At 66.5% G+C, this 19,761-nt stretch carries 17 protein-coding genes and 1 pseudogene; 6 read left to right on the top strand and 12 right to left on the bottom strand.

Going from position 1 to position 19,761, the window contains the following annotated elements; translation table 11 throughout:
• Positions 1-210 precede the first annotated feature (210 nt).
• Positions 211-1,419, top strand: a complete 1,209-nt coding sequence (locus NVV90_RS04705) for a VIT1/CCC1 family protein (protein WP_258440033.1) — start codon at positions 211-213, stop codon at positions 1,417-1,419.
• A gap of 90 nt (positions 1,420-1,509) precedes the next feature.
• Here NVV90_RS04705 and NVV90_RS04700 read toward each other — a convergent pair whose 3' ends face one another.
• Positions 1,510-2,628 (bottom strand): hypothetical protein, encoded by a 1,119-nt coding sequence (locus NVV90_RS04700; RefSeq protein WP_258440032.1) that lies wholly within the window; start codon positions 2,626-2,628, stop codon positions 1,510-1,512.
• A 94-nt stretch (positions 2,629-2,722) separates the two neighbouring features.
• Positions 2,723-3,625, bottom strand: coding sequence for a hypothetical protein (locus tag NVV90_RS04695; protein ID WP_258440031.1), 903 nt, complete (start codon positions 3,623-3,625; stop codon positions 2,723-2,725).
• Between the two features lie 327 nt (positions 3,626-3,952).
• Between NVV90_RS04695 and NVV90_RS04690 the strand changes: the two genes are divergently transcribed.
• Positions 3,953-4,780 carry a matrixin family metalloprotease gene (locus NVV90_RS04690; RefSeq protein ID WP_258440030.1) on the top strand — a complete coding sequence of 276 codons (828 nt, stop codon included), beginning with the start codon at positions 3,953-3,955 and terminating at the stop codon, positions 4,778-4,780.
• Between the two features lie 131 nt (positions 4,781-4,911).
• Here the strand turns inward: NVV90_RS04690 and purU are convergent, their stop codons facing one another.
• Genes purU through glyA form a run of 7 tightly spaced genes read right to left on the bottom strand, consistent with a single transcriptional unit; the run spans position 4,912 to position 13,688 of the window.
• Positions 4,912-5,811 (bottom strand): formyltetrahydrofolate deformylase, encoded by a 900-nt coding sequence (purU, locus tag NVV90_RS04685; protein ID WP_258440029.1) that lies wholly within the window; start codon positions 5,809-5,811, stop codon positions 4,912-4,914.
• Positions 5,812-5,813: 2 nt separating this feature from the next.
• Positions 5,814-7,205, bottom strand: coding sequence for an L-serine ammonia-lyase (locus NVV90_RS04680; RefSeq protein ID WP_258440028.1), 1,392 nt, complete (start codon positions 7,203-7,205; stop codon positions 5,814-5,816).
• Entirely contained in the window at positions 7,205-7,840 is a 636-nt protein-coding gene (locus NVV90_RS04675; RefSeq protein ID WP_258440027.1) for a sarcosine oxidase subunit gamma, read from the bottom strand. The genes NVV90_RS04680 and NVV90_RS04675 overlap by 1 nt, the downstream gene beginning before the upstream one ends.
• Entirely contained in the window at positions 7,833-10,775 is a 2,943-nt protein-coding gene (locus tag NVV90_RS04670) for a 2Fe-2S iron-sulfur cluster-binding protein (protein ID WP_258440026.1), read from the bottom strand. The genes NVV90_RS04675 and NVV90_RS04670 overlap by 8 nt, the downstream gene beginning before the upstream one ends.
• Entirely contained in the window at positions 10,772-11,101 is a 330-nt protein-coding gene (locus NVV90_RS04665; RefSeq protein ID WP_309304095.1) for a sarcosine oxidase subunit delta, read from the bottom strand. The genes NVV90_RS04670 and NVV90_RS04665 overlap by 4 nt, the downstream gene beginning before the upstream one ends.
• Positions 11,102-11,112: 11 nt before the next feature.
• Positions 11,113-12,333 (bottom strand): sarcosine oxidase subunit beta family protein, encoded by a 1,221-nt coding sequence (locus NVV90_RS04660; protein WP_258440025.1) that lies wholly within the window; start codon positions 12,331-12,333, stop codon positions 11,113-11,115.
• Entirely contained in the window at positions 12,330-13,688 is a 1,359-nt protein-coding gene (gene glyA, locus NVV90_RS04655; protein ID WP_258440024.1) for a serine hydroxymethyltransferase, read from the bottom strand. Before glyA ends, NVV90_RS04660 begins: the two co-directional genes overlap by 4 nt.
• Positions 13,689-13,838: 150 nt before the next feature.
• Here glyA and NVV90_RS04650 point away from each other — a divergent pair, with 150 nt between their 5' ends.
• Positions 13,839-14,510, top strand: coding sequence for a GntR family transcriptional regulator (locus NVV90_RS04650; RefSeq protein WP_258440023.1), 672 nt, complete (start codon positions 13,839-13,841; stop codon positions 14,508-14,510).
• A gap of 85 nt (positions 14,511-14,595) precedes the next feature.
• Here the strand turns inward: NVV90_RS04650 and NVV90_RS04645 are convergent, their stop codons facing one another.
• Entirely contained in the window at positions 14,596-15,729 is a 1,134-nt protein-coding gene (locus tag NVV90_RS04645) for an LOG family protein (protein ID WP_258440022.1), read from the bottom strand.
• 65 nt (positions 15,730-15,794) lie between these two features.
• Here NVV90_RS04645 and NVV90_RS04640 point away from each other — a divergent pair, with 65 nt between their 5' ends.
• The 3 genes from NVV90_RS04640 to iolB all read left to right on the top strand — a co-directional run bounded on the left by NVV90_RS04640 (position 15,795) and on the right by iolB (position 18,398).
• Positions 15,795-16,571 (top strand): gamma-glutamyl-gamma-aminobutyrate hydrolase family protein, encoded by a 777-nt coding sequence (locus NVV90_RS04640; RefSeq protein ID WP_258440021.1) that lies wholly within the window; start codon positions 15,795-15,797, stop codon positions 16,569-16,571.
• Between the two features lie 175 nt (positions 16,572-16,746).
• Positions 16,747-17,487 carry a GntR family transcriptional regulator gene (locus NVV90_RS04635; RefSeq protein WP_258440020.1) on the top strand — a complete coding sequence of 247 codons (741 nt, stop codon included), beginning with the start codon at positions 16,747-16,749 and terminating at the stop codon, positions 17,485-17,487.
• A 17-nt stretch (positions 17,488-17,504) separates the two neighbouring features.
• Positions 17,505-18,398, top strand: a complete 894-nt coding sequence (gene iolB / locus NVV90_RS04630; RefSeq protein ID WP_258440019.1) for a 5-deoxy-glucuronate isomerase — start codon at positions 17,505-17,507, stop codon at positions 18,396-18,398.
• 19 nt (positions 18,399-18,417) lie between these two features.
• On the opposite strand, the gene NVV90_RS21025 is transcribed toward iolB, so the two are convergent.
• Together NVV90_RS21025 and NVV90_RS21020 are read right to left on the bottom strand one after the other, a co-directional pair.
• Positions 18,418-18,606, bottom strand: coding sequence for a hypothetical protein (locus NVV90_RS21025; protein WP_396125386.1), 189 nt, complete (start codon positions 18,604-18,606; stop codon positions 18,418-18,420).
• Between the two features lie 164 nt (positions 18,607-18,770).
• Positions 18,771-19,499, bottom strand: a pseudogene (locus NVV90_RS21020) (DUF222 domain-containing protein); the annotation flags it as partial.
• Positions 19,500-19,761 lie beyond the last annotated feature (262 nt).

Below are 19,761 nucleotides of genomic sequence, written 5' to 3'. Positions count from 1 at the left end.
CGGGATCCATGCCGTCCCGTTCCTGTCATTCCATCTGAGCACTGCCCGTTGCATGGGTCAAGGCACCATTCTTCGGCGCGCGGCACGGAATCGTCTTTACGGTCCGCCTAAGAATTCCGTTGAGGAACACCAGCCAAAAACCCGCTGAAATTCGCGGTAAGGTGGGCGTGCAATGGGGCCGCAAAAGCCCCAGCCAGCACAGGAGTAGAAGTGCAGAAGCACCAGGAATCCCGCCATCCGTCGAGCCCCGCTCCGGACGCAGCATCCACCCCCGGAGCAGCCCCCGCAGGCGCAGGGTCCCGCCTGTGGGCCCCGGCCGACACGTCAGCCTCCCGCCCGGCGCCGTCGTCGTCGGACATCCGCCGCTGGCGCCAATACCTGGCCGATGAACGGGCCGAAGCGGCCGTCTACCGTGAACTCGCACTGCGCCGCGACGGCGAGGAACGCGAAATCCTCCTGGCCCTCGCCGAGGCCGAAGGCCGGCACGAGGCCCACTGGCTGAGGCTCCTCGGCGAGCACGCGGGCATGCCCAAGGGCGCCTCCGCCCGCAGCCAATTGCTCGGCTTCCTGGCCCGCCACTTCGGCTCCGTATTTGTGCTGGCACTCGCCCAGCGTGCCGAGGGCCGCTCACCCTACGCGAGTGACCCCGCAGCCACGGCAGCCATGGCCGCCGACGAACAGATCCACGAGGAAGTCGTCCGCGGACTCGCAACCCGCGGCCGCAACAGGCTCTCCGGCACCTTCCGCGCGGCTGTATTCGGCGCCAATGACGGCCTGGTCAGCAACCTGTCCCTTGTCATGGGCATGGCCGCTACCGGAGTTCCCAGCCCCGTGGTGCTGATGAGCGGCGTGGCGGGCCTTCTGGCCGGTGCACTGTCCATGGGCGCAGGCGAGTACGTCTCGGTCCGCTCCCAGCGCGAACTGCTGAATGCCACCCGGCCCACGCAGGCCACCTTGACCGCCGCTCCGTCCTTGGACATCGAACACAATGAGCTCGTCCTGGTGTATCTGGCCCGCGGCATGAGCCACGAAGCAGCCGAGCACCGGGCGGCCGAACGCATGGGCCTCTACAGCTGCGACTGCGATCCCAGCCTCTCCCTGCACCCCGAAACGGAGGAGCCCGAGGACGAGCACGAAACTGTCGGCTCCGCCTGGGGCGCCGCCTTGTCCAGTTTCTGCTTCTTCGCCTCCGGCGCCATCGTGCCGATCCTGCCCTTCATCTTCGGCATGAGCGGCCTGGCCGCGCTGATGGTAGCGGGCGTGCTGGTGGGAGTGGCACTCCTGGCGACGGGCGCCGTCGTCGGGCTGCTCTCCGGAACCTCACCGCTGAGCCGCGGCCTGCGGCAGCTGGCGATCGGAATCGGAGCGGCTGCCGCCACTTACGGGCTGGGGCTCGCGTTTGGTGCTGTGATTGTCTAGTCCCGCAGTGCGGGTGCGGCATTTGTTCCTCCGCGGGGCGCGCCCTGCGGAGGAACAAATGCCCATCTGACGTCTAGCTGCGCCTTGCTCCTATCTTCCGGCGGGCCACCAACCTGTCTCCCGGCGGGCCACCAAGGTGAACAGCAGCCCTGCCAGGAGCAGGGACGCCGCCAGCGGCAGCCACAGATCGTTGACGCCCGTCCTGGCAAGTGCCGCAGCAACGCCGACGGCGGACACGCCTCCAAGCTGCTTGGCCGCCAGCGGGTTCACCACCGGCGGGTTCACCACCGGCGGGTTCACCACCGGCGGGTTCACCACCGGCGGGTTCACCACCGGCGGGTTGACCACCGGCGGGTTCACCACCGGCGCCAGGGGTCCGTCAACACCGAACAAGGTCTCGCCCAAACTGAGCGGAACGGAGTCGGGCGAGCCCAGCAGCGCTCTGGAGACGAGGCCGTTCTCCCCCAGCGTGCCGGCCCTGAGCAGTCCGATGGCAGTTCCGCCACCGGTGCCCGCCGGGTCGATAGCGCCGAGGTTCGGGGAGGTGGGCTCGACGATGACAGGGACCGCCGCCGGAGCCACCCCCAGAGACCCCAACGCCACATCCACCGAAGCAGCCCCTGCGCCCGCAGGCGCCAGGACGTCCGCCGAAGCGAAGGAATCAGTGCTGCCCTTGCTCCCCGGAGCAGCAACGCCGAGGTCCAGGGAAGCGGCTCCGACGATGACAGGGACCGCCGCCGTCGCCACCCCCTGAGACCCCAACGCCACATCCACCGAAGCAGCCACTGCGCCCGCAGGCGCCTGGACGTCCGCCGAAGCGAAGGAATCAGTGCTGCCCTTGCTCGCCGGGGCAGCAACGCCGAGGTCCAGGGAAGCGGCTCCGACGATGACAGGGACCGCCGCCGTCGCCACCCCCTGAGACCCCAACGCCACATCCACCGAAGCAGCCACTGCGCCCGCAGGCGCCAGGACGTCCGCCGAAGCGAAGGAATCAGTGCTGCCCTTGCTCGCCGGGGCATCAACGCCGAGGTCCACAGAGACGGCTCCGACGATGACAGGGACCGCCGCCGTCGCCACCCCCTGAGTCCCGAACTGGATGTCCACCTGTCCACTGGCTGTGTCCGCAGCGTTTGCTGCGGTGGCGCCGAAGGCAATGATTCCTCCGGCAATGAGGGTGCCAAGCATCCCTCGTCGTACGATTTTGTGCATTTTGGTTTTCTCCTGAACAGCTTGATTCCAGGGCGCCAAACCGAGGACGCCTAATGACCGTTGGCCGCGCGACGAGGCGCGGCGGGGTCAGGAATCAGTCAGGAGAAGAACCGGGGTCGAACGAGACCGGTGCGGGAAGGTGCTGGGCTGCCTCAACTGCCAGACCGTCGCCGGACAGTGGAGGCAGGGCAAAGCCGCCCTGCAGCCAGGCTGCGGACGCAGCTGAGCCGCCGGCCGGTCCATTGCCGGACCCGGCCCCGGCAGCATTGCCGGCGGGCCAGTTCGGAAGACCAATCGGGGAATTCCCGCCCGGAACACTGCGACTGTGCTGGCCTGTTGCAGGCCAGTGTTCGATGCCGCCAGGGGCAAACTTCCAGGATGGTGGGGCACCGGCAACTAGGCTGCCGGCGGGCCCCTTGAGTTCCTGGGCCAGCATGCCGGGCTGCGGGCCAGAACCATCTGTCCGGGTCTGGAATGCCGTGCCGAGCACTTCGCCCGCGACGTCCGGCACCACTGATTCCGGGACGACACCCGGAACTACGACCGGCGGCACAAGGAGGTCAACTACCTCAGCAACAGGCTGGAGGACAGGGACGACGACGTCCTCAACAACCGGCGTGACGGTGCCCTGAACCAGCGGTGCCACTACCGCGTCGAGCACGGGCTCTGCAAGTACGACGACGCCGGGAACTGCGTCCGCAACCGTGGCGTCCACGGTCTCGGACAGCTGGGTCACCGCTGAGGTCTCCGGGGCCGGCGCAGGGGCCACAGGCGCAGGGGCCAACAGCTTGGCTGTCGCGGTCAGAGGTCCGCCGGCGCCGCCGGCTGTTCCCGTCGCGGACGATACGGTGGAGCTCAGTCCATCAAGCAAGGAGTTTCCGGAATCCGCGGTGGCTGCCGAGGCTGAAAGGACCATCCAGAGGCCGGTACCGGCTGCCGCGATCAGAATGGAGCGGAGCATTCGAGCGGGGCGCGCATGCTTGCGTGCTGCTTCCATCTCGACACCCCCAGACGAATCAGCGGTCGAATCGGCAATCGAGTACATCTTAGGACTGGAGTAAATCGTTAGTCCATAGCCTCGACAAATTGTTCCGACGCTGTAGTCACCGGCTGGGTCCGGATTCCAGCCGGTGCGTCCGGTTCTGCACATCCGGCACTGCACCCTGCGCCGCCCATGGACGGCGCTGCCTGGCGGTCCTAAGCTGGTCTGAGTGGCCGACGGCGGCAATCACCGCCTGTTTGGTGCCGCTTGGCAGGGGGTTCAATGGAACCTTATGGGCCGCCGCGTTGGCCGGACCCCAATGTTCCCCCGCCCCGGGAAGGGTTGCGGCACAGCAGCATCGCCGCGGTTCTCTTCCTGCTGGGAATCATTTCTTTGGTGTGTGCCGGCGCGTACTTCAGCGGCGATCTGCGGCCCGCCCTGTTCGGCGCGCAGGACGAAAGCCAGGTGGCCGGACCCGGCATTTTCCCGTTCGGCCAACGACGGGATCCGGTTCCAGGCCTGGAGGAGGCCAATGCGCCGATGGGCAGCCCGCCGCCGCTCGACTGGCCCAGCGACTCCTACAAGTTCCTTGCGGTCAAGGGAGACGGTTCACCCTTGACGTATTCACCGTGCCGTCCCATCCACTACGTGGTGAACACGGATCTGGCACATGCGTCCTGGCAGCGGCTGCTCGAGGAGGCCGTTAAGGAGGCCAGTTGGGCATCCGGGCTGCAGTTCATCTACGACGGGACAACGGACGAAGTCCCCTCAAACAACCGGGCCGGCTACCAGCCGGACAAGTATGGGAACCGCTGGGCTCCGGTGCTGATCGCCTGGACCACGCCGGACGTGGTGCCGCGGCTGGATGGGCAGACCGTGGGGCTGGGCGGAAGCTCGTCCATTGCTCTCAACAACGGCTACAAGGCCTATGTCACCGGTTCCGTTGCCCTGGATGCGCCCCAGTTCGGCGAGATCCTGGACTCTCCCGGCGGCGAGGCGATCGGGATCGCCGTCATCATGCACGAACTGGGGCACTTGCTGGGTCTGGACCACGTCAGCGATCCCGAACAGCTCATGTTCGATGAAGCGTCCTGGGTCCGCGACTACGCTGCCGGAGACCGGGCCGGTCTGGCCAAACTCGGCACGGGCCCCTGCAGCAAGGATTTCTAGCGCACCAGGCACGTCATGTACAACCACGGGTGGCCCAGCCCTTAAACGCCAAATTCGATGGTTCCCTGCTCAGCAGACGGTTGCAACCATCTACTCCGCAGGGAACCATCGAAAACGGGTGCTGCAAGACCCTACTTCAGCACAATCGTCCTGTTCCCATTCAGGATGATCCGCCCCTCGCAGTGCCAACGAACGGCGTTGCTGAGGGCCTTGCATTCCGTGTCCCGACCGGCCGCCACGAGGTCTTCCGGTCCGAACGTGTGATCCACCTCCACCACTTGCTGCGAGATGATGGGTCCCTCGTCCAGTTCGCCGTTGACGTAGTGCGCGGTGGCACCCACGGTCTTGACTCCCCGGGCGTACGCCTGGTGGTACGGCTTGGCGCCCTTGAAGCTCGGCAGGAACGAGTGGTGGATGTTGATGGCCCGCCCGTCCAGCTTGCGGGCGAGCTCGTCACTGAGGACCTGCATGTACCGGGCAAGCACCACGAGCTCAACGTCCAGCTCGTCGATGATCTCCAGCAGCCGGGCCTCGGCCGCGGGCTTGGTTGCCGCGGTGACGGGCACGTGGAAGAACGGAATCCCGTGCCACTCCGCCAGCCCCTGATGGTCCGTGTGGTTGGAAACGACGCCCACTACTTCGATGGGCAGTTCACCAATCCGCGCACGGAACAGGAGGTCGTTCAGGCAGTGACCGAACTTTGACACCATGATCAGTACGCGACGCTTGGAACCCTGGCGTTCCAGCTGCCAGTTCATGTTGTACTTCTCGCCCACAGGGGAAAACGCGGCGCGCAGCGCGTCCACGGTTGATTCATCACCGGAGGAAGCGAAGTGCACCCGCATGAAGAAGTGCCCTTCAGCGCGGTCGCCGTACTGTTTGTTGTCGATGATGTCGCAGCCGTGTTCCAGAAGGAATCCGGACACGGCGTGCACGATGCCCGGACCCTCGGGGCAGTCCAAAGTCAGAACGTGCTCCACGGTGGAAGAACCCAGGGATGAAACATCGGTTTCAGTTTGGATGGCAGTCATGGCTAGCACTCCACTACGTTGACGGCGAGGCCTCCGCGGGAGGTCTCCTTGTACTTGCTTTTCATGTCGGCACCTGTCTCCCGCATGGTCTTGATGGCTTTGTCCAGGGACACCTTGTGGCTGCCGTCGCCGTGCAGGGCAAGGCGGGCGGCATTGATTGCTTTGACGCTGGCGATGGCGTTGCGCTCGATGCACGGGATCTGGACCAGGCCTCCCACGGGGTCGCAGGTCAGGCCCAGGTTGTGTTCGATCCCCACCTCCGCGGCGTTCTCCACCTGGGCCGGTGTGCCGCCCAGGACTTCGCAGAGCCCGGCGGCGGCCATGGAGCAGGCGGAACCCACCTCGCCCTGACAGCCGACTTCCGCACCGGAAATGGAGGCGTTGATCTTGAAAAGAATCCCGACGGCGGCCGCGGCCAGCAAGAAGCGGACCACGCCGTCGTCGTCGGCTCCCGGCACGAACTTCGTGTAATAGTGCAGCACCGCCGGCACAATGCCGGCGGCCCCGTTGGTGGGCGCGGTGACGATGCGGCCGCCGGCCGCGTTTTCCTCGTTGACGGCCAGGGCGAAGAGGTTCACCCACTCCATCGCGAGCAGCGGGTCGGCCGACCCCTCGCCGTTCAGTTCGGCGTCGGTGGCGGCCAGCTTCTTGAACAACGACGGCGCGCGGCGCCTGACCTTCAAGCCTCCCGGCAGGATGCCTTCCGCCGTGCAGCCGTTGTCCACGCATTCACGCATGACGGCCCAGATGCCCAGCAGCCGCTCCCGCAGTTCGGATTCGCTGCGCCACACGAGCTCGTTGGCAAGCATGATGTCCGAAATGGACTTGCCTTCGCGGGCACAGATGGCCAGCAGCTCGTCCGCGCTGGTGAAGGGATAGGGCAGCACGGTGGCGTCCGCCACCACTTTGTCGGTGGCTGCGGCATCGCCGTCCACCACGAAGCCGCCGCCGATGGAATAGTAGCTGCGCTCCCGCAGCACCTCCCCGGTGTGGTCCAGCGCGCGGAAGGTCATGCCGTTCGGGTGGGCCGGCAAGGACTTGCGGCGGTGCAGGACCACGTCCTCGTCCCAGTTGAAGTCCACCCGGTGGCTGCCGCCCAGGTGCAGTTCGGCGTCGAGTGCCGCGGCTGCCACCTGATCGTCGGCCGTGCGGGTGTCCACTGTTTCCGGCGCTTGGCCCTGCAGTCCCAGCACCACGGCCTTGTCCGAGCCGTGGCCGCGACCGGTGGCGCCAAGGGAGCCGAAGAGCTCAGCCTGGACGCGCACCGTGGCAGCGAGCTGGCCGGACGATTCAAGACCGTCCGTGAACTGCTTTGCCGCCCGCATCGGGCCGACCGTGTGTGAGGACGACGGCCCGATGCCAACAGAAAACAGGTCAAGCACACTGAGTGCCATCAGGGGACCTCGGGTGAGGCGTACTCCCGCATGGAGTCGAGCAGCCAGCGTCCCAGGTAGTCGGCGAACGACGCACGCGGGAAGATCCGGAAGGTCTCCTCCCCGGTCTTCCATAGCATCACGGGGATGTGGCCGATCTCCGTGGCCAGTGCCGTGCCGGCCTTCAGGACGCGCGGGTGCAGGTCCGCCGAGCAGCTCTTCTCAAGCACTTCCCTGGCGCGGCTGCCGGAGAGCTCAAAGGTGGTGCGGTTGGCGGACAGGTCCACCACCTGGCCTTGGTCGGCACCGAGGGCCGCCGTGAGATCGCCCACCAGCGAGCCGCCGAGGGAGTCGTGCGACTCCTCCGGGGCCACCACCAGGAACTCTGCCGGTCCCAGCCACAGCGCGTTCACCGAACCGGTGCCCGTGACCTCACCGCACGTGGCAGGCAGTCCGCCGGTCACGGACGCAATGCGCGTCCCGGCGTCGGAATCCCGTTCAACGCGGATCCCCACCATCGCCTGGTACGGGATTTCCTTCAGTGTCACGGCGCCGGGGACGGAGCCGGCCGTGAAGGTCTCGGCGAGGTGTTCGGCCGGGCTGCGGCGGGCCGCCCGGAGTCCGTTGGTGTTTGCGAGTTCTGCTGTTTCAGCCATCTTTGCGGGTCCCTTCAGCGTCGAAAAGTACGGTTTCGCCAACAACCACGTCCACCAGCTGGTCTCCCAGCGCGGCCACCAGGGTCTCGCCGATGCGGTTGCGGCCGTTCTGGATCAGGGCCAGGCCGAAGGAACGGCCCAGTGCGGCACTGTGGTAGCTGGAGGTCACGAAGCCCTCCATGGGTACGGGGCCGTAGGCCGGGTTGGCCGGAATGCCCTTTTCCACCAGCTGGGTGCCTTCCGGCAGCCGGATGGTGCCGTCCACCGGAAGGACGCTGACCAGGTGCTTGCGGTCCTCGCGCTGCGCGTCGGCCCGGCTGTAGGAGCGCTTGCCGATGAAGTCCTTGGCCTTGGAGACGATCCATTCCATGCCCGCGTCCTGCGGCGTGACGGTGCCGTCGGTGTCCTGCCCCACGATCGGGTAACCCTTCTCGGCGCGGAGCACGTGCATGGTTTCGGTGCCGTACGGGGTGATGTTGAACTCCGCGCCGGCGGCGGCCACGGCTTCCCAGGTGTTGAGGCCGTACCAGGATGGCACGTTGATTTCGTAGGCCAGTTCACCGGAGAAGGAGATACGGCCGACGCGTGCCTGCACTCCGGAGGCCAATGTGGTCTCCCGGAAGGTCATGAACGGGAATGCCTCGGCGTCCAATCCCCCGTTCTCGGCGAGCTGCGGGGCGACCTTGGCGATCACCGCACGGGACTTCGGGCCGACCACGGCGATAGTGCTCCACTGCTCCGTCACGGAGGTGCAGACCACGTCGAGTTCCGGCCATTCGGTCTGGTGCCACTCTTCGAGCCAGTCCAGTACCTTCGCGGCACCGCCGGTGGTGGTGGTCATAAAGAAGCGGTCCTCGTCCAGGCGCAAGGTCACGCCGTCGTCGAAGATCATTCCGTCGGGCGTGCACATGACGCCGTAGCGGGCGGATCCCGGAGCGAGCTTCTTGAACGCGTTGGTGTAGATGCGGTTCAGGAACTCACCCGCGTCCGTGCCGCGGATTTCGATCTTGCCCAGCGTGGTGGCGTCCATGAAGCCCACGGACTCACGGACCGCAGCGCATTCACGCAGGACTGCTGCGTCCATGTCCTCGCTGCCCTGCGGATAGTACCACGGGCGCTTCCACTGTCCGACGTCCTCGAAGAGCGCGCCCTTGGCGACGTGCCACGGGTGGATGGAGGTCTTGCGGGCGGGGTCGAACAGCTCGCCGCGCTGGCGTCCTGCCAAGGCTGCGAAGGCCACGGGAGTGAACGGTGCGCGGTAGGTGGTGGTGCCGATCTCGCCGATGCCGCGGGAGGCTTCGCCGGCCGTGCGCAGCGCTGCGGCGATAACGCCGATTGCGTTGACGCCGGAGGTCTTGCCCTGGTCGTTGGCGGTGCTGATGGACGTGTACCGCTTGACGTGTTCCACGGAGCGCATGCCGGCGCCGGTGGAGCGGAGGACGTCAGCCACGGACTGGTCGCGCTGGAAGTCCACAAAGTGGTGGTGCCACTCCCCCGGCTGACCTTCCTGGCCGGGGACCAGCCAGAGCTGGCGGCTCGGTGCCGAAGCCACCGGCGCCTTGGGCTCGGCGGGGACGACGGCGGAGCTAAAGCCGGCTGCGATCGATGCTGCGGCACCTGCGGAGATGCCCTCGGCCAGGCAGTCCCGGAGCTCGTAGCTTCCGCGGCCTGCGCCGACAACCTGCTGGTCCTTGACCACCGTTGACGGTACGAAAGCTGCGAGCTCGTCGTCCCAGCGCAGCTTGCCCTGGCGCTGGCTGTGGAGGTGGACCACCGGGCTCCAGCCACCGGAAACGGCGAGCAGATCGCAAGCGATCTGCTCTACGCCCGAGGTGAGTTCGCCGTCGTCGTTAATGCTGCGGACGGTGACCCCGTCCAGGCGTCCGGCGTCGTCTGCGGAGGTGTCTGCCACCGCGCTGCCGATCAGGACGCGGATACCGGACTCGACGGCGGCAGCCGCCTTCGCGCTGATCTGCGGACGGGCGTCCACGACGGCGGTGACGGTCACCCCGGCTGACCTGAGGTCGTCAGCGAGTGCGTAGGCGGAATCGTTGGTGGTGCTGATGACCACGCGCGAACCGGCCGCAACGGCGTAACGGTTGAGGTAGCTGCGGACGGCCGAGGCGAGCATGATGCCCGGGCGGTCGTTGTTCTCGAAGACCAGCGGACGCTCGTGGGCGCCGGGAGCCAGAACAACCTGCTTGGCACGGATGTGCCAAATACGCTGGCGGGAGATGCCCGGAGCTGCCGGGACGCTCAAGTGATCCGTGCGGTTCTGGGCTGCGATGACGTAGTTGGAATCGTAGGAACCGAACGCCGTGGTGCGGTTCAGCACCGTGCATTCCTCGGCGGAAACCAACTCGGCCTCCACATCGGCAACCCACTCGAGTGCGGGCTTGCCTTCAACCCGTTCGGCCAATCCTTCGGCGGTGGACTCTGAAAGCAGCGAGCCACCCAGTTCCGGCTGATCGTCGATCAGGATGACGCGGGCGCCCGTGCGGACGGCTTCGCGGGCCGCTGCCAGCCCGGCAACACCGCCACCCACCACCAGGACGTCAGTGTGGACGTACTTCTTGTCGTATTCGGCGTGGTCCTCGTTCGGGTCCAGCTTGCCCAGGCCGGACAGGAGCTCCACGTTGAGCCCGTCCACGAGGGACACGGCGGTAGCGGGGAGCATGGATTCGGCGACGTGGCCGAGGAAGCGGGCCGCGATCTTGACGAGGGCGTTGGATTCCTCCACGCCGGCAGCCATGATGCCGCGCGGGCGGTCCTGGTAGAGGGAGTTGCCTGCGTTGATGTGGCCATTGGCCAGCAGCGCCGAAGCGATGGTGTCACCGGGGTGGCCGGAGAATTCCTGGCCGTCCACAGTGAACCGCCAGGAGATGCTGCGGTCGATGCGGCCGCCGGTGGCGAGGCGGGCGTTCTGGCTGGTCACTTCTGGGCTCCTTCCGGGGAGGTGATGGTGGCTGCTGCTGCGCCGGCGCGTCCGCCGTCGGGGCGCGGTTCGCCCATCCGGTAGATGGACTGGATTTCATAGCTCACGGTGTCCCGGAGCATGTTGAACCATTGCCGGCACCCGGTGCTGTGGACCCAGCGTTCGGCGAAGGCGCCTTTGGTGTTGTCGCGGTAGAACAGGTACTCGGCCCATTCACGGTCGCTCAGCGCGGCCGGGTTTTCCGGGTAGGCCACGTGGGCCTGGCCGCCGTAGTGAAATTCGGTTTCGTCGCGTGGCCCGCAGTTGGGGCATGAGATGAGGAGCATGTCCGGCCTTTCTAGTGGGCCACGGCTGCGGCGCCGTGTTCGTCGATCAGTGCACCGGTTTCGAACCGTTCCAGCGCGAAGGGCTTGTTGAGCTTGTGCGGTGCGCCCGTGGCGATCGTGTGGGCGAAGGTCAGGCCCGCTGCCGGGGTGCCCTTGAAGCCGCCCGTTCCCCAACCACAGTTGACGAACATGTTCTCCACCGGAGTGAGTCCGACGATCGGCGAGGCGTCCATGGTGGTGTCCACGATCCCGCCCCAGGTCCGGAGCACGTGGGCCCGGGCGAAGATCGGGAAGAGCTCCACGGCGGCGGCCATCTGTTCCTCGATGACGTGGAAGGAGCCGCGCTGGCCGTAGCCGTTGTAGGAGTCCACGCCTGCGCCCATGACCAGTTCGCCCTTGTGTGCCTGGGACACGTACACGTGAACGTGGTTGGACATGACCACTGTGGGGTGGACGGGTTCGTGCAGTTCGGATACCAATGCCTGGAGCGGGTGGGACTGGATCGGGAGGCGGAAACCGGCCATCTCGGCCAGGACTGAGCTGTGGCCGGCGGCGGCGAGGCCCACTTTTTCGGTGTTGATGGTGCCGCGGTTTGTCTTGACGCCCACCACGCGGTTGCCGTCCTTGACGAAGCCGGTGACTTCGCAGTTCTGGATGATGTCCACGCCCAGTTCATCGCACTTGCGGGCGAAGGCCCAGGCCACGTGGTCGTGCTTGGCTATGCCTGCACGCGGCTGGTAGGTGGCGCCCATGACGGGGTAGCGGATGTTGTCGCTGATGTTCAGGATGGGGCAGAGTTTCTTGACCTGCTGCGGGTCCAGCCATTCAGCATCCACGCCGTTGAGCTGGTTGGCGCCCACGCGGCGGACGCTTTCGCGCACATCGCCCAGGGTGTGGGCGAGGTTCATGACGCCGCGCTGGCTGAACAGGAAGTCGTACTCGAGCTCCTCGGGCAGGACTTCCCAGAGCTTGAGGGCGTGCTCGTAGATGGCGGCGCTCTCGTCCCAGAGGTAGTTGGAGCGGATGATGGTGGTGTTCCGGGCCATGTTGCCGCCGGCCAGCCAGCCCTTTTCCAGGATCGCGATGTTGGTCATGCCGTGGTTCTTCGCGAGGAAGTAGGCCGTGGCCAGGCCATGTCCGCCGCCGCCAACAATGACGGCGTCGTAGGAGGACTTGGGCTCCGGGTTGCGCCAGAGGAAGTCGGGGTGTTCGGGGAGGTGGTCTGAGCTCACTGGGCTGCTCCAATCATTTCGGCCTCAAGTTCGGTGGTTGCGGCGCCGTTGCCGAGGTGCGGGTACAGGGGGAACTTCGCCGCCAGGGCGGTGACGCGGCTGCGGAGTTCGACGGCGGTGGCGTCGTCAAGGGTGCTGTCACCCTCGGTGCCCCTCGTAGCAGCGGCGAGCAACGCCGTCGCGATGATGTCTGCGACTTCGGTGAATTCCTCGGCGCCGAAGCCGCGGGCGGCGAGGGCCGGTGTGCCGATGCGCAGTCCGGAGGAGACCATCGGCGGGCGGGGGTCGAAGGGGACGGCATTGCGGTTGACCGTGATGCCGATGCGGTGCAGCGTGTCCTCGGCCTGCTGGCCATTCAGTTCGGAGTGGCGGAGGTCAACCAGGACCAGGTGCACGTCGGTCCCGCCGCTGACCACGGAAATGCCTGCTGCGGCTACGTCGTCCTGCAGGAGGCGCCGGGCGAGGATCTTGGAGCCTTCCAGTACGCGGACCTGGCGTTCCTGGAACTCGGGCTCGGCAGCCATCTTGAACGCGACGGCCTTGGCTGCGATGACGTGCTCCAGCGGTCCACCCTGCTGACCAGGGAAAACAGCCGAGTTAACCTTCTTGGCGATGTCGGCGTCGTTGGTCAGGATCACGCCACCACGAGGACCGCCAAGTGTCTTGTGCGTCGTGCTCGTTACGATGTGGGCGTGCGGCACCGGGCTGGGGTGCAGACCGGCTGCGACCAGGCCGGCGAAGTGTGCCATGTCCACCATGAGGTAGGCGCCCACCAGGTCTGCGATGCGGCGGAACTCCGCGAAGTCCAGGTGGCGGGAGTATGCGGACCAGCCTGCAACGATCAGCTGTGGCTTGTTCTCGACGGCGAGGCGCTCTACCTCGGCCATGTCGATCAGCATGGTGTCCTCTTGGACGCCGTACGGGACAACCTTGTACAGCTTCCCGGAGAAGTTGATGCGCATGCCGTGAGTCAGGTGGCCGCCGTGGGCCAGGTTCAAACCAAGGATGGTGTCGCCCGGGTTGATCAGCGCGTGCATCGCCGAGGCGTTGGCCTGCGCGCCGGAGTGGGGCTGGACGTTGGCGAACTCGGCTCCGAAGAGCGACTTCAGGCGGTCGATGGCCAGCTGTTCGATCACATCAACGTGCTCGCAGCCGCCGTAGTACCGCTTTCCGGGGTAGCCCTCAGCGTACTTGTTGGTCAGCACCGAGCCCTGGGCCTCCATGACGGCCGTGGGGGCGAAGTTCTCAGAGGCGATCATTTCCAGCGTTGACTGCTGGCGGATGAGTTCCTGGGCGATCGCCTGATCAACCTCCGGGTCCGCCTGTGCGAGCGGGCGGATCAGCGGTTCAACCATGGTGTTCTCCTTCGACGATTGTCTAGTGGCCAACTGTTAGGCAACTGATATATTAGAACTGTTGCCATAGTATGTTGGAGATCACATAGTCGTCAACAGGTCTTCGGTAACTCATCCAGCAGACTGGGATTGCGACAACGGGAGAGAGCAATGAGCGCAGCATTGGAAGCACTGGAAACAGCTCCGCAGGGCACGTCCCTCGCCGAGAATGCGTACCTGCTGCTGCGCGACCGGCTCATCATGCTCGACATCAAGCCCGGCGCTCCCATCAACGACGGCCAGATCGCTGCCGAACTCGGCATCGGCCGCACGCCGGTCCGCGAAGCCATCAAGCGCCTCGAAAGCGACCACCTTGTGGTGTCATACCCGCGGCGGGGCACCTTCGCCACGGGGGTGGACATTACAGAACTCGCCGAAGTGTCGGAGATTCGCGAGCTGCTCGAACCCCTGGCTTCCAAGCGAGCTGCCCGCATGGCCAGCCCAAAGATGCGTGACGAGATCCGCGAAGTGGCGGCCACCATCAGCGGGCTGGAAGGCCAGGACATTTCCGCGCAGGATCTCATGCGCTACGACATCCAGATCCACCGGCTCATCTACAAGGCTGCGGCGAACGCACACCTGGAGGACGTGCTGATCCGGTACGACAACCTCGCCACCCGCATCTGGTGCCACATGCTGGAAAGGATGCCGTCCGTCACGGGGCACATCGCCGAGCACGCCGAACTGCTGACCGCCATTGCCGACGGCGACGAAGACCGCGCATCCCAGCTCGCCCTTCATCACGTGGCAAGCTTCGAGGAAACCATCCGCAAGGTCCTCTGACGCTCGTTCGTGTGCGCGGCCCAAGTAACTCGCAATAGTGGTCGTTCTGGGCCCTCAAAACAACCACAACTGCCAATCAGTTGGGCTAAGCCGCGACGACGGCGAGCGCCTCCTCCACGCTGTCCACCAGGAAGATCCGCTCCGCCATCAGCTTGCCCTCCGCAAGGCTCTGCAGCATGGGCCAGGCCGGGTGCTTGTTTACCCAGTGGTCGCGGCCCACAAGCACCATGGGCGTGACAGTCTCCGGGGCGCCGTAGTAGTTTTCGCACGCGTCCTGGAAGATCTCCTGCACTGTGCCGGCGGAGCCGGGCAGGAAGACGATCCCGCCGTTGCACAGCTCCAGCAGGATGGCCTCCCGCACCGAGTTCGCGAAGTATTTCGCGATGTGCGTGGCGAACAGATTGGGCGGCTCATGGCCGTAGAACCACGTGGGGATGCCCAGCGACGCCGTACCTTCCGGATGCTGCCCGACGACGGCGCCCGCAGCCCGCGCCCAGGCCGTCACCGACGGCCTGAACCCCGGCACGGCGGCAAGCTCGGACAGCGCCGCCGCAAAACCGGCGTCGGGCAGTCCGCTGAGGTAGGCGCCCATATTGGCCGCCTCCATCGCACCCGGCCCGCCGCCCGTGGCCACGGTGAAGCCGTTCCGGGCCAGCAGCCTGCCCAGCAAGGCGGCGTCGGCGAAGTCCCGGGTGCCGCGCTGCGCGGCATGGCCGCCCATGACCCCCACCAACTTGGTCCCGGCAAAGTCCCCGTTGCCGAGCAGTTCGTCCAGGGCATCGCCCACGGCATGGTCGTGCAGCGCCGCTGCCAGGGTCGCGTCGAGGCTGGTCCGTTGCCCGGGCAGGATGCTCCACTGGTAGACCTGTGCGTCCAGGGTGGCCTCGTATTCGCTGGATCCGATGTCGGCGTAGAGTTCCGCGGCGCTGTAGAGGCTGCCGCGATACGGGTTGAAGGGGACGCCGCGCATCTTGGGGAAGATCAGCGCGCCGCGGCTGCGCAGGGTGTCCTCCACGCCCTCATCGAAAGTGCAGCCCAGGAAGATGGCGCCCTGCGCGTTGAGGGCATTGAGGTCCCGGGAGCGCCCGCGCAGGTCCAGGGACTGCGCATGCCAGCCGTGCATCGACGCCGCCCCGGCGCCCACCAGCCTGTCGAAGTGGGCCAGGCTCTCCACGTCGAGGGTGCGAGGGCTCGGATTCAATGCACCATGCGGATTCATGGCCCCAGCGTAGCGGTGTGCGTGCGTCGTTGTGCGCGGGCAGCCCGCCCGGTGCACTATGGATCATGCAGACTTCAGCAGACCCCCAGCGTCCTTACCCGCGCATCGGCCTCCCGGTCCGGCTCAGCAGTTCCGAGGGTGCCGATGCCCGGGTGGGCGAGGCCAATGAGCTGTTCGTGTTCATTGTGGATCTGTTGCACGCCGCGGGTGCCGAGCCGGTGCTGTTGGACAGTGCCTACGGACATGAGGAGGGCCTGCTGGCCACGGCGATGAAAGGGCTCGACGGCGTGCTGCTGCCGGGCGGCGGCGACCTCCACCCCAACCTCTACGGCCAGGATCCCGGCCCTGCGCTGTACGACGTCAACCCTGAGCAGGACAGCCTGGACATCGGCGTCGCCCGGGCCACGATCGACGCCGGCCTTCCGCTGCTGGGCATCTGCCGCGGCCACCAGCTCCTCAACGTGCTGTACGGCGGCACGCTGGTCCAGGACATGCCGTCCTCCACGGTGCGGCACAACGGCCTCGCTCCCGGCGAAGGCGAGCTGGACGCCTGGGCCTGGCACGACGTCGAGCTCGCGCCGCACTCGAAGACTGCGGCCCTGTATGGCACCCCGGAAGGCAGCACCGTCAGGATCGCCTCCGGCCACCACCAGGCCGTGGACCGCCTGGGCGAGGGCCTGGTGGTCACGGCCGTGGCCGACGACGGCACGGTGGAAGCGCTGGAGGATCCCACCCGCTGGGTGGCTTCCGTCCAATGGCACCCAGAGGCATCGCAGCTTCCCGACGACGAGCGGCTCATTCCGTTCAAGGCCTTCGTGGAGGTCTGCCGCCGGCGCAGCTGAGCGTTCCGGGCCCGCGAGACGCCACTCGTTCTAATGTCAGGACATTGGACCGCAACCCTGCGGGGTGGCGCGGAGAGGTGCCCCTTGACCCTCGGCTGCCGACTGCTATCATCAAGAAAAGGCTATATGTCCTATCAAGAGAACATATAGCGACATACTCGGCAGGAAGCATGCAATGGCGAATCAACTTGGTCTCAGCATCGACCGCTCCTCCCCTGTGCCCCTGTACCACCAGGTGGTCCAGGGCATCGAGGCCGCCATCCACAGCGGTGTCCTGGAGCCCGGCAGCCGGCTCGACAACGAGATCGACCTTGCCGCGCAGCTGAACCTGTCCCGGCCCACCATGCGCAAGGCCATGGACGAACTGGTCCGCTCCGGCCTCCTGGTCCGCAAGCGCGGCGTGGGCACGCAGGTGGTCTCCAGCCAGGTCCGCCGTCCGCTGGAACTCTCCAGCCTGTTCGACGACCTCAGCAACAACGGCAAGAAGCCCACCACCCAGGTGCTGAGCTTCTCCCACATGGAAGCCGACGCCGCCACCCTGGCCGCCCTGCAACTGCCCGCCGGCTCCAAGGTCTACCACTTCACCCGACTCCGCAAGGTGGGCGGCAAGCCGCTGGCCCTCATGGAGAACTGGGTCCGCGACGACATCGCCACCATGGACGAGGCCATGCTCGCCTCCGAGGGCCTCTACGCCATCCTGCGCCGCGGCGGCGTCAACTTCCGCCTGGCCTCGCAGCGCATCGGCGCCATGATCGCCAACGACTACCAGGCACCGCTGCTGGAAGCGGAGCCGGGGTCCGCCCTGGTCACCATGGAGCGCACCGCCGTGGACGACACCGGCCGCATGGTCGAAACCGGCCATCACGTCTACCGGGCCGATTCCTACAGCTTTGAAATGACACTCGTACAGCGCTAACGCAAGGACACAACTTCATGGCCAACTGGGTCTACCCACTGGGAACCGCCAACGACGGCGTTTGGGACATTTCGCTCGGAACCTCCGATTCAACCTTGGCCGTGGACGGCTGGGCCCACACGGGCCTGAAACTCGCCACCCTGGCAGCGGGCGCCGCCGTCGAGCTTCCCGCAGCAGGTGAGGAACGCATCGTGGTGCCGCTCAACGGATCCTTTACGGTGACCGTGGACGACGTCGAGTACCCCCTCGCGGGGCGGGCGTCCGTGTTCCACGGCCCCAGCGACGTCCTGTATTCGGGCACCGGCAAGGCCGTCACCATCAGCTCCCCCGACGGCGGACGCGTGGCCGTTGCCACCGCCCCGGCCAAGGCCTCATACCCCACCCGGCTGGTTACTGCCGCCGAAACCCCGGTGGAACTGCGCGGCGCCGGCAACTGTTCCCGGCAGGTCCACAACTTCGGCACTCCCGCAGCCCTGGAGGCAGACCGTTTCATCGTCTGCGAGGTGCTTACACCTGCGGGGAACTGGTCCTCCTATCCCCCGCACAAGCACGATGAGGAAAAGGACGGCGAAACGCACCTCGAGGAGATCTACTACTTCGAGACGCAGGTGGCCGCCGGCTCCGGGGCCCCCGCCGACGCCGACGCCATCGGCTACCAGCGCGTCTATGCCTCCGACGAACGCCCCATCGACGTTGCTGCCGAGGTCCGCACGGGCGACGTGGTGCTGGTCCCCTATGGCTGGCACGGCCCCGCCATGGCGGCCCCCGGATACGACATGTACTACCTCAACGTGATGGCCGGTCCCGGCCCCGTCCGTGAATGGCTCATCAGCGACGACCCGCACCACGGCTGGGTGCGCCAGAGCTGGGAGGGCAAGGACATCGACCCGCGCCTACCGTTCGGCGCCTGAGAGCGTTTGCTGTTCATCCTCAGCATCTGAAGTAGTGGTTTCGGCGCGGTTCCCGTTTCGGGTCCAGATGGGCCGGAGGCACAAACCACGGCACTCCGTTCCTGACGCGGATACGCCAGTCTTCTTTGTGGATGACGTGGTGGTGATGGCTGCACAAAAGCGTGCCGTTGCCTGTGCTGGTGCGTCCTCCCCTGGACCAATAGTCGATGTGGTGGGCTTCGCACCAAGGCGCCGGGAGGGTGCAGCCAGGAATGGCGCATCCTTGGTCCCGGTCCCGGTGAGAGTGCTGCCGCTGGGCGGGTTCTTGAGCTCCGCCGGGGTCTTGAGCTCGGCGAGCAAATCCTGATGGCTGATGGTCACCATGATCTGTGGCCGGAGTCCTCCTGCTGCGGGAAGCGTCCCGGTGGAAAGCGCGACTTTGCAGGCTCCCACCAGACCGTCGAGCATTTTCTGGGGACGGCTGCGCCGATCAAGCTGGGAAGCAGCGCCAGGCGACTCGTCCGTCCCGCCAGACTCAACTTCACCGGCAGGCCCGGTCGAATCGACGCCACCTGACATCCTGGGGTTCGCGGCCGTGTTCATGACCGTGACGAGGTGCTCGAACTGCTCTGCCGTGGCAAAGATTTCGAGGTGCTGAAGGCCGTGGCGGGGTTTGCGGAGGAAGGCGCCTTGGAGCTGGCGGAGCAGTTCTTCCCTGGGCTCGGCCCCGTCGTGGTCGATGGTTTCAGTCCAGCGTCGTGCCACGCGGTGCAGGAAGTCGGCGTCGTTTTCCTGGGCTGTGGCGGTGAGCTCAGCTTCGATCCGGGAAGTCGTCTGCGCGGGGCAAAGTGGCCGGATCCTGTCCAGGGCGGCAGCGATGATGGAGGCTGAGCGGCAGGACACTGTCCCGGCCGAAACGGCAACGGCGAGATGTTCATGCTCCGGAGCCATGACTTGTCCGGTCAGCCCGGTGCGAGGCAGGAGAGCGTCAGCCAATGCCAGGCGCCGGCGGGCTTCGCCAAGTCCTATCCGTAGCCTGGCCCGAAGGAATTCGGCTGCATTGCGGAACTCGGGTGATCCTGGCCCGGGTTCCCGGACGGCACCGTCGGCTGGGCACCTCATGGCACCGTCACCCGAAGACCCACTGCCGCCCTGGACCGCGTCTTGTCGGCGGACACGTTCCACGAGGCCGGCGGCGAGCAGCTGCAGGCAGTCGACAATGCGGGACAGCTCCTCTACCTGCCCGGCGAAATCAGCTGCCTGCCGGCTCCCGAACAAAGCCACATCTTCCACAGCCGTACCGGCAAATTCCTGCAGGAGACCAAGCGCTATGTCCAGGGCCGTGCGGGAACCCGGCAGCGGCAGCTCGTCTGGCGGCAGCGGA

It is taken from the genome of Arthrobacter sp. CJ23, assembly GCF_024741795.1.
Lineage (GTDB): Bacteria > Actinomycetota > Actinomycetes > Actinomycetales > Micrococcaceae > Arthrobacter.
Note: the sequence above shows the minus strand (reverse complement) of the source record. Positions and strands in the feature narration are given on the sequence as shown.

Bases quoted from the DNA above. Each gene is read 5' to 3' on its own strand.
- NVV90_RS04700 (WP_258440032.1), bottom strand. From the start codon at position 2,628: ATGCACAAAATCGTACGACGAGGGATGCTTGGCACCCTCATTGCCGGA.
- NVV90_RS04695 (WP_258440031.1), bottom strand. From the start codon at position 3,625: ATGGAAGCAGCACGCAAGCATGCGCGCCCCGCTCGAATGCTCCGCTCC.
- purU (WP_258440029.1), bottom strand. From the start codon at position 5,811: ATGACTGCCATCCAAACTGAAACCGATGTTTCATCCCTGGGTTCTTCC.
- NVV90_RS04680 (WP_258440028.1), bottom strand. From the start codon at position 7,205: ATGGCACTCAGTGTGCTTGACCTGTTTTCTGTTGGCATCGGGCCGTCG.
- NVV90_RS04675 (WP_258440027.1), bottom strand. From the start codon at position 7,840: ATGGCTGAAACAGCAGAACTCGCAAACACCAACGGACTCCGGGCGGCC.
- NVV90_RS04665 (WP_309304095.1), bottom strand. From the start codon at position 11,101: ATGCTCCTCATCTCATGCCCCAACTGCGGGCCACGCGACGAAACCGAA.
- glyA (WP_258440024.1), bottom strand. From the start codon at position 13,688: ATGGTTGAACCGCTGATCCGCCCGCTCGCACAGGCGGACCCGGAGGTT.
- NVV90_RS04650 (WP_258440023.1), top strand. From the start codon at position 13,839: ATGAGCGCAGCATTGGAAGCACTGGAAACAGCTCCGCAGGGCACGTCC.
- NVV90_RS04645 (WP_258440022.1), bottom strand. From the start codon at position 15,729: ATGAATCCGCATGGTGCATTGAATCCGAGCCCTCGCACCCTCGACGTG.
- NVV90_RS04640 (WP_258440021.1), top strand. From the start codon at position 15,795: ATGCAGACTTCAGCAGACCCCCAGCGTCCTTACCCGCGCATCGGCCTC.
- NVV90_RS04635 (WP_258440020.1), top strand. From the start codon at position 16,747: ATGGCGAATCAACTTGGTCTCAGCATCGACCGCTCCTCCCCTGTGCCC.
- iolB (WP_258440019.1), top strand. From the start codon at position 17,505: ATGGCCAACTGGGTCTACCCACTGGGAACCGCCAACGACGGCGTTTGG.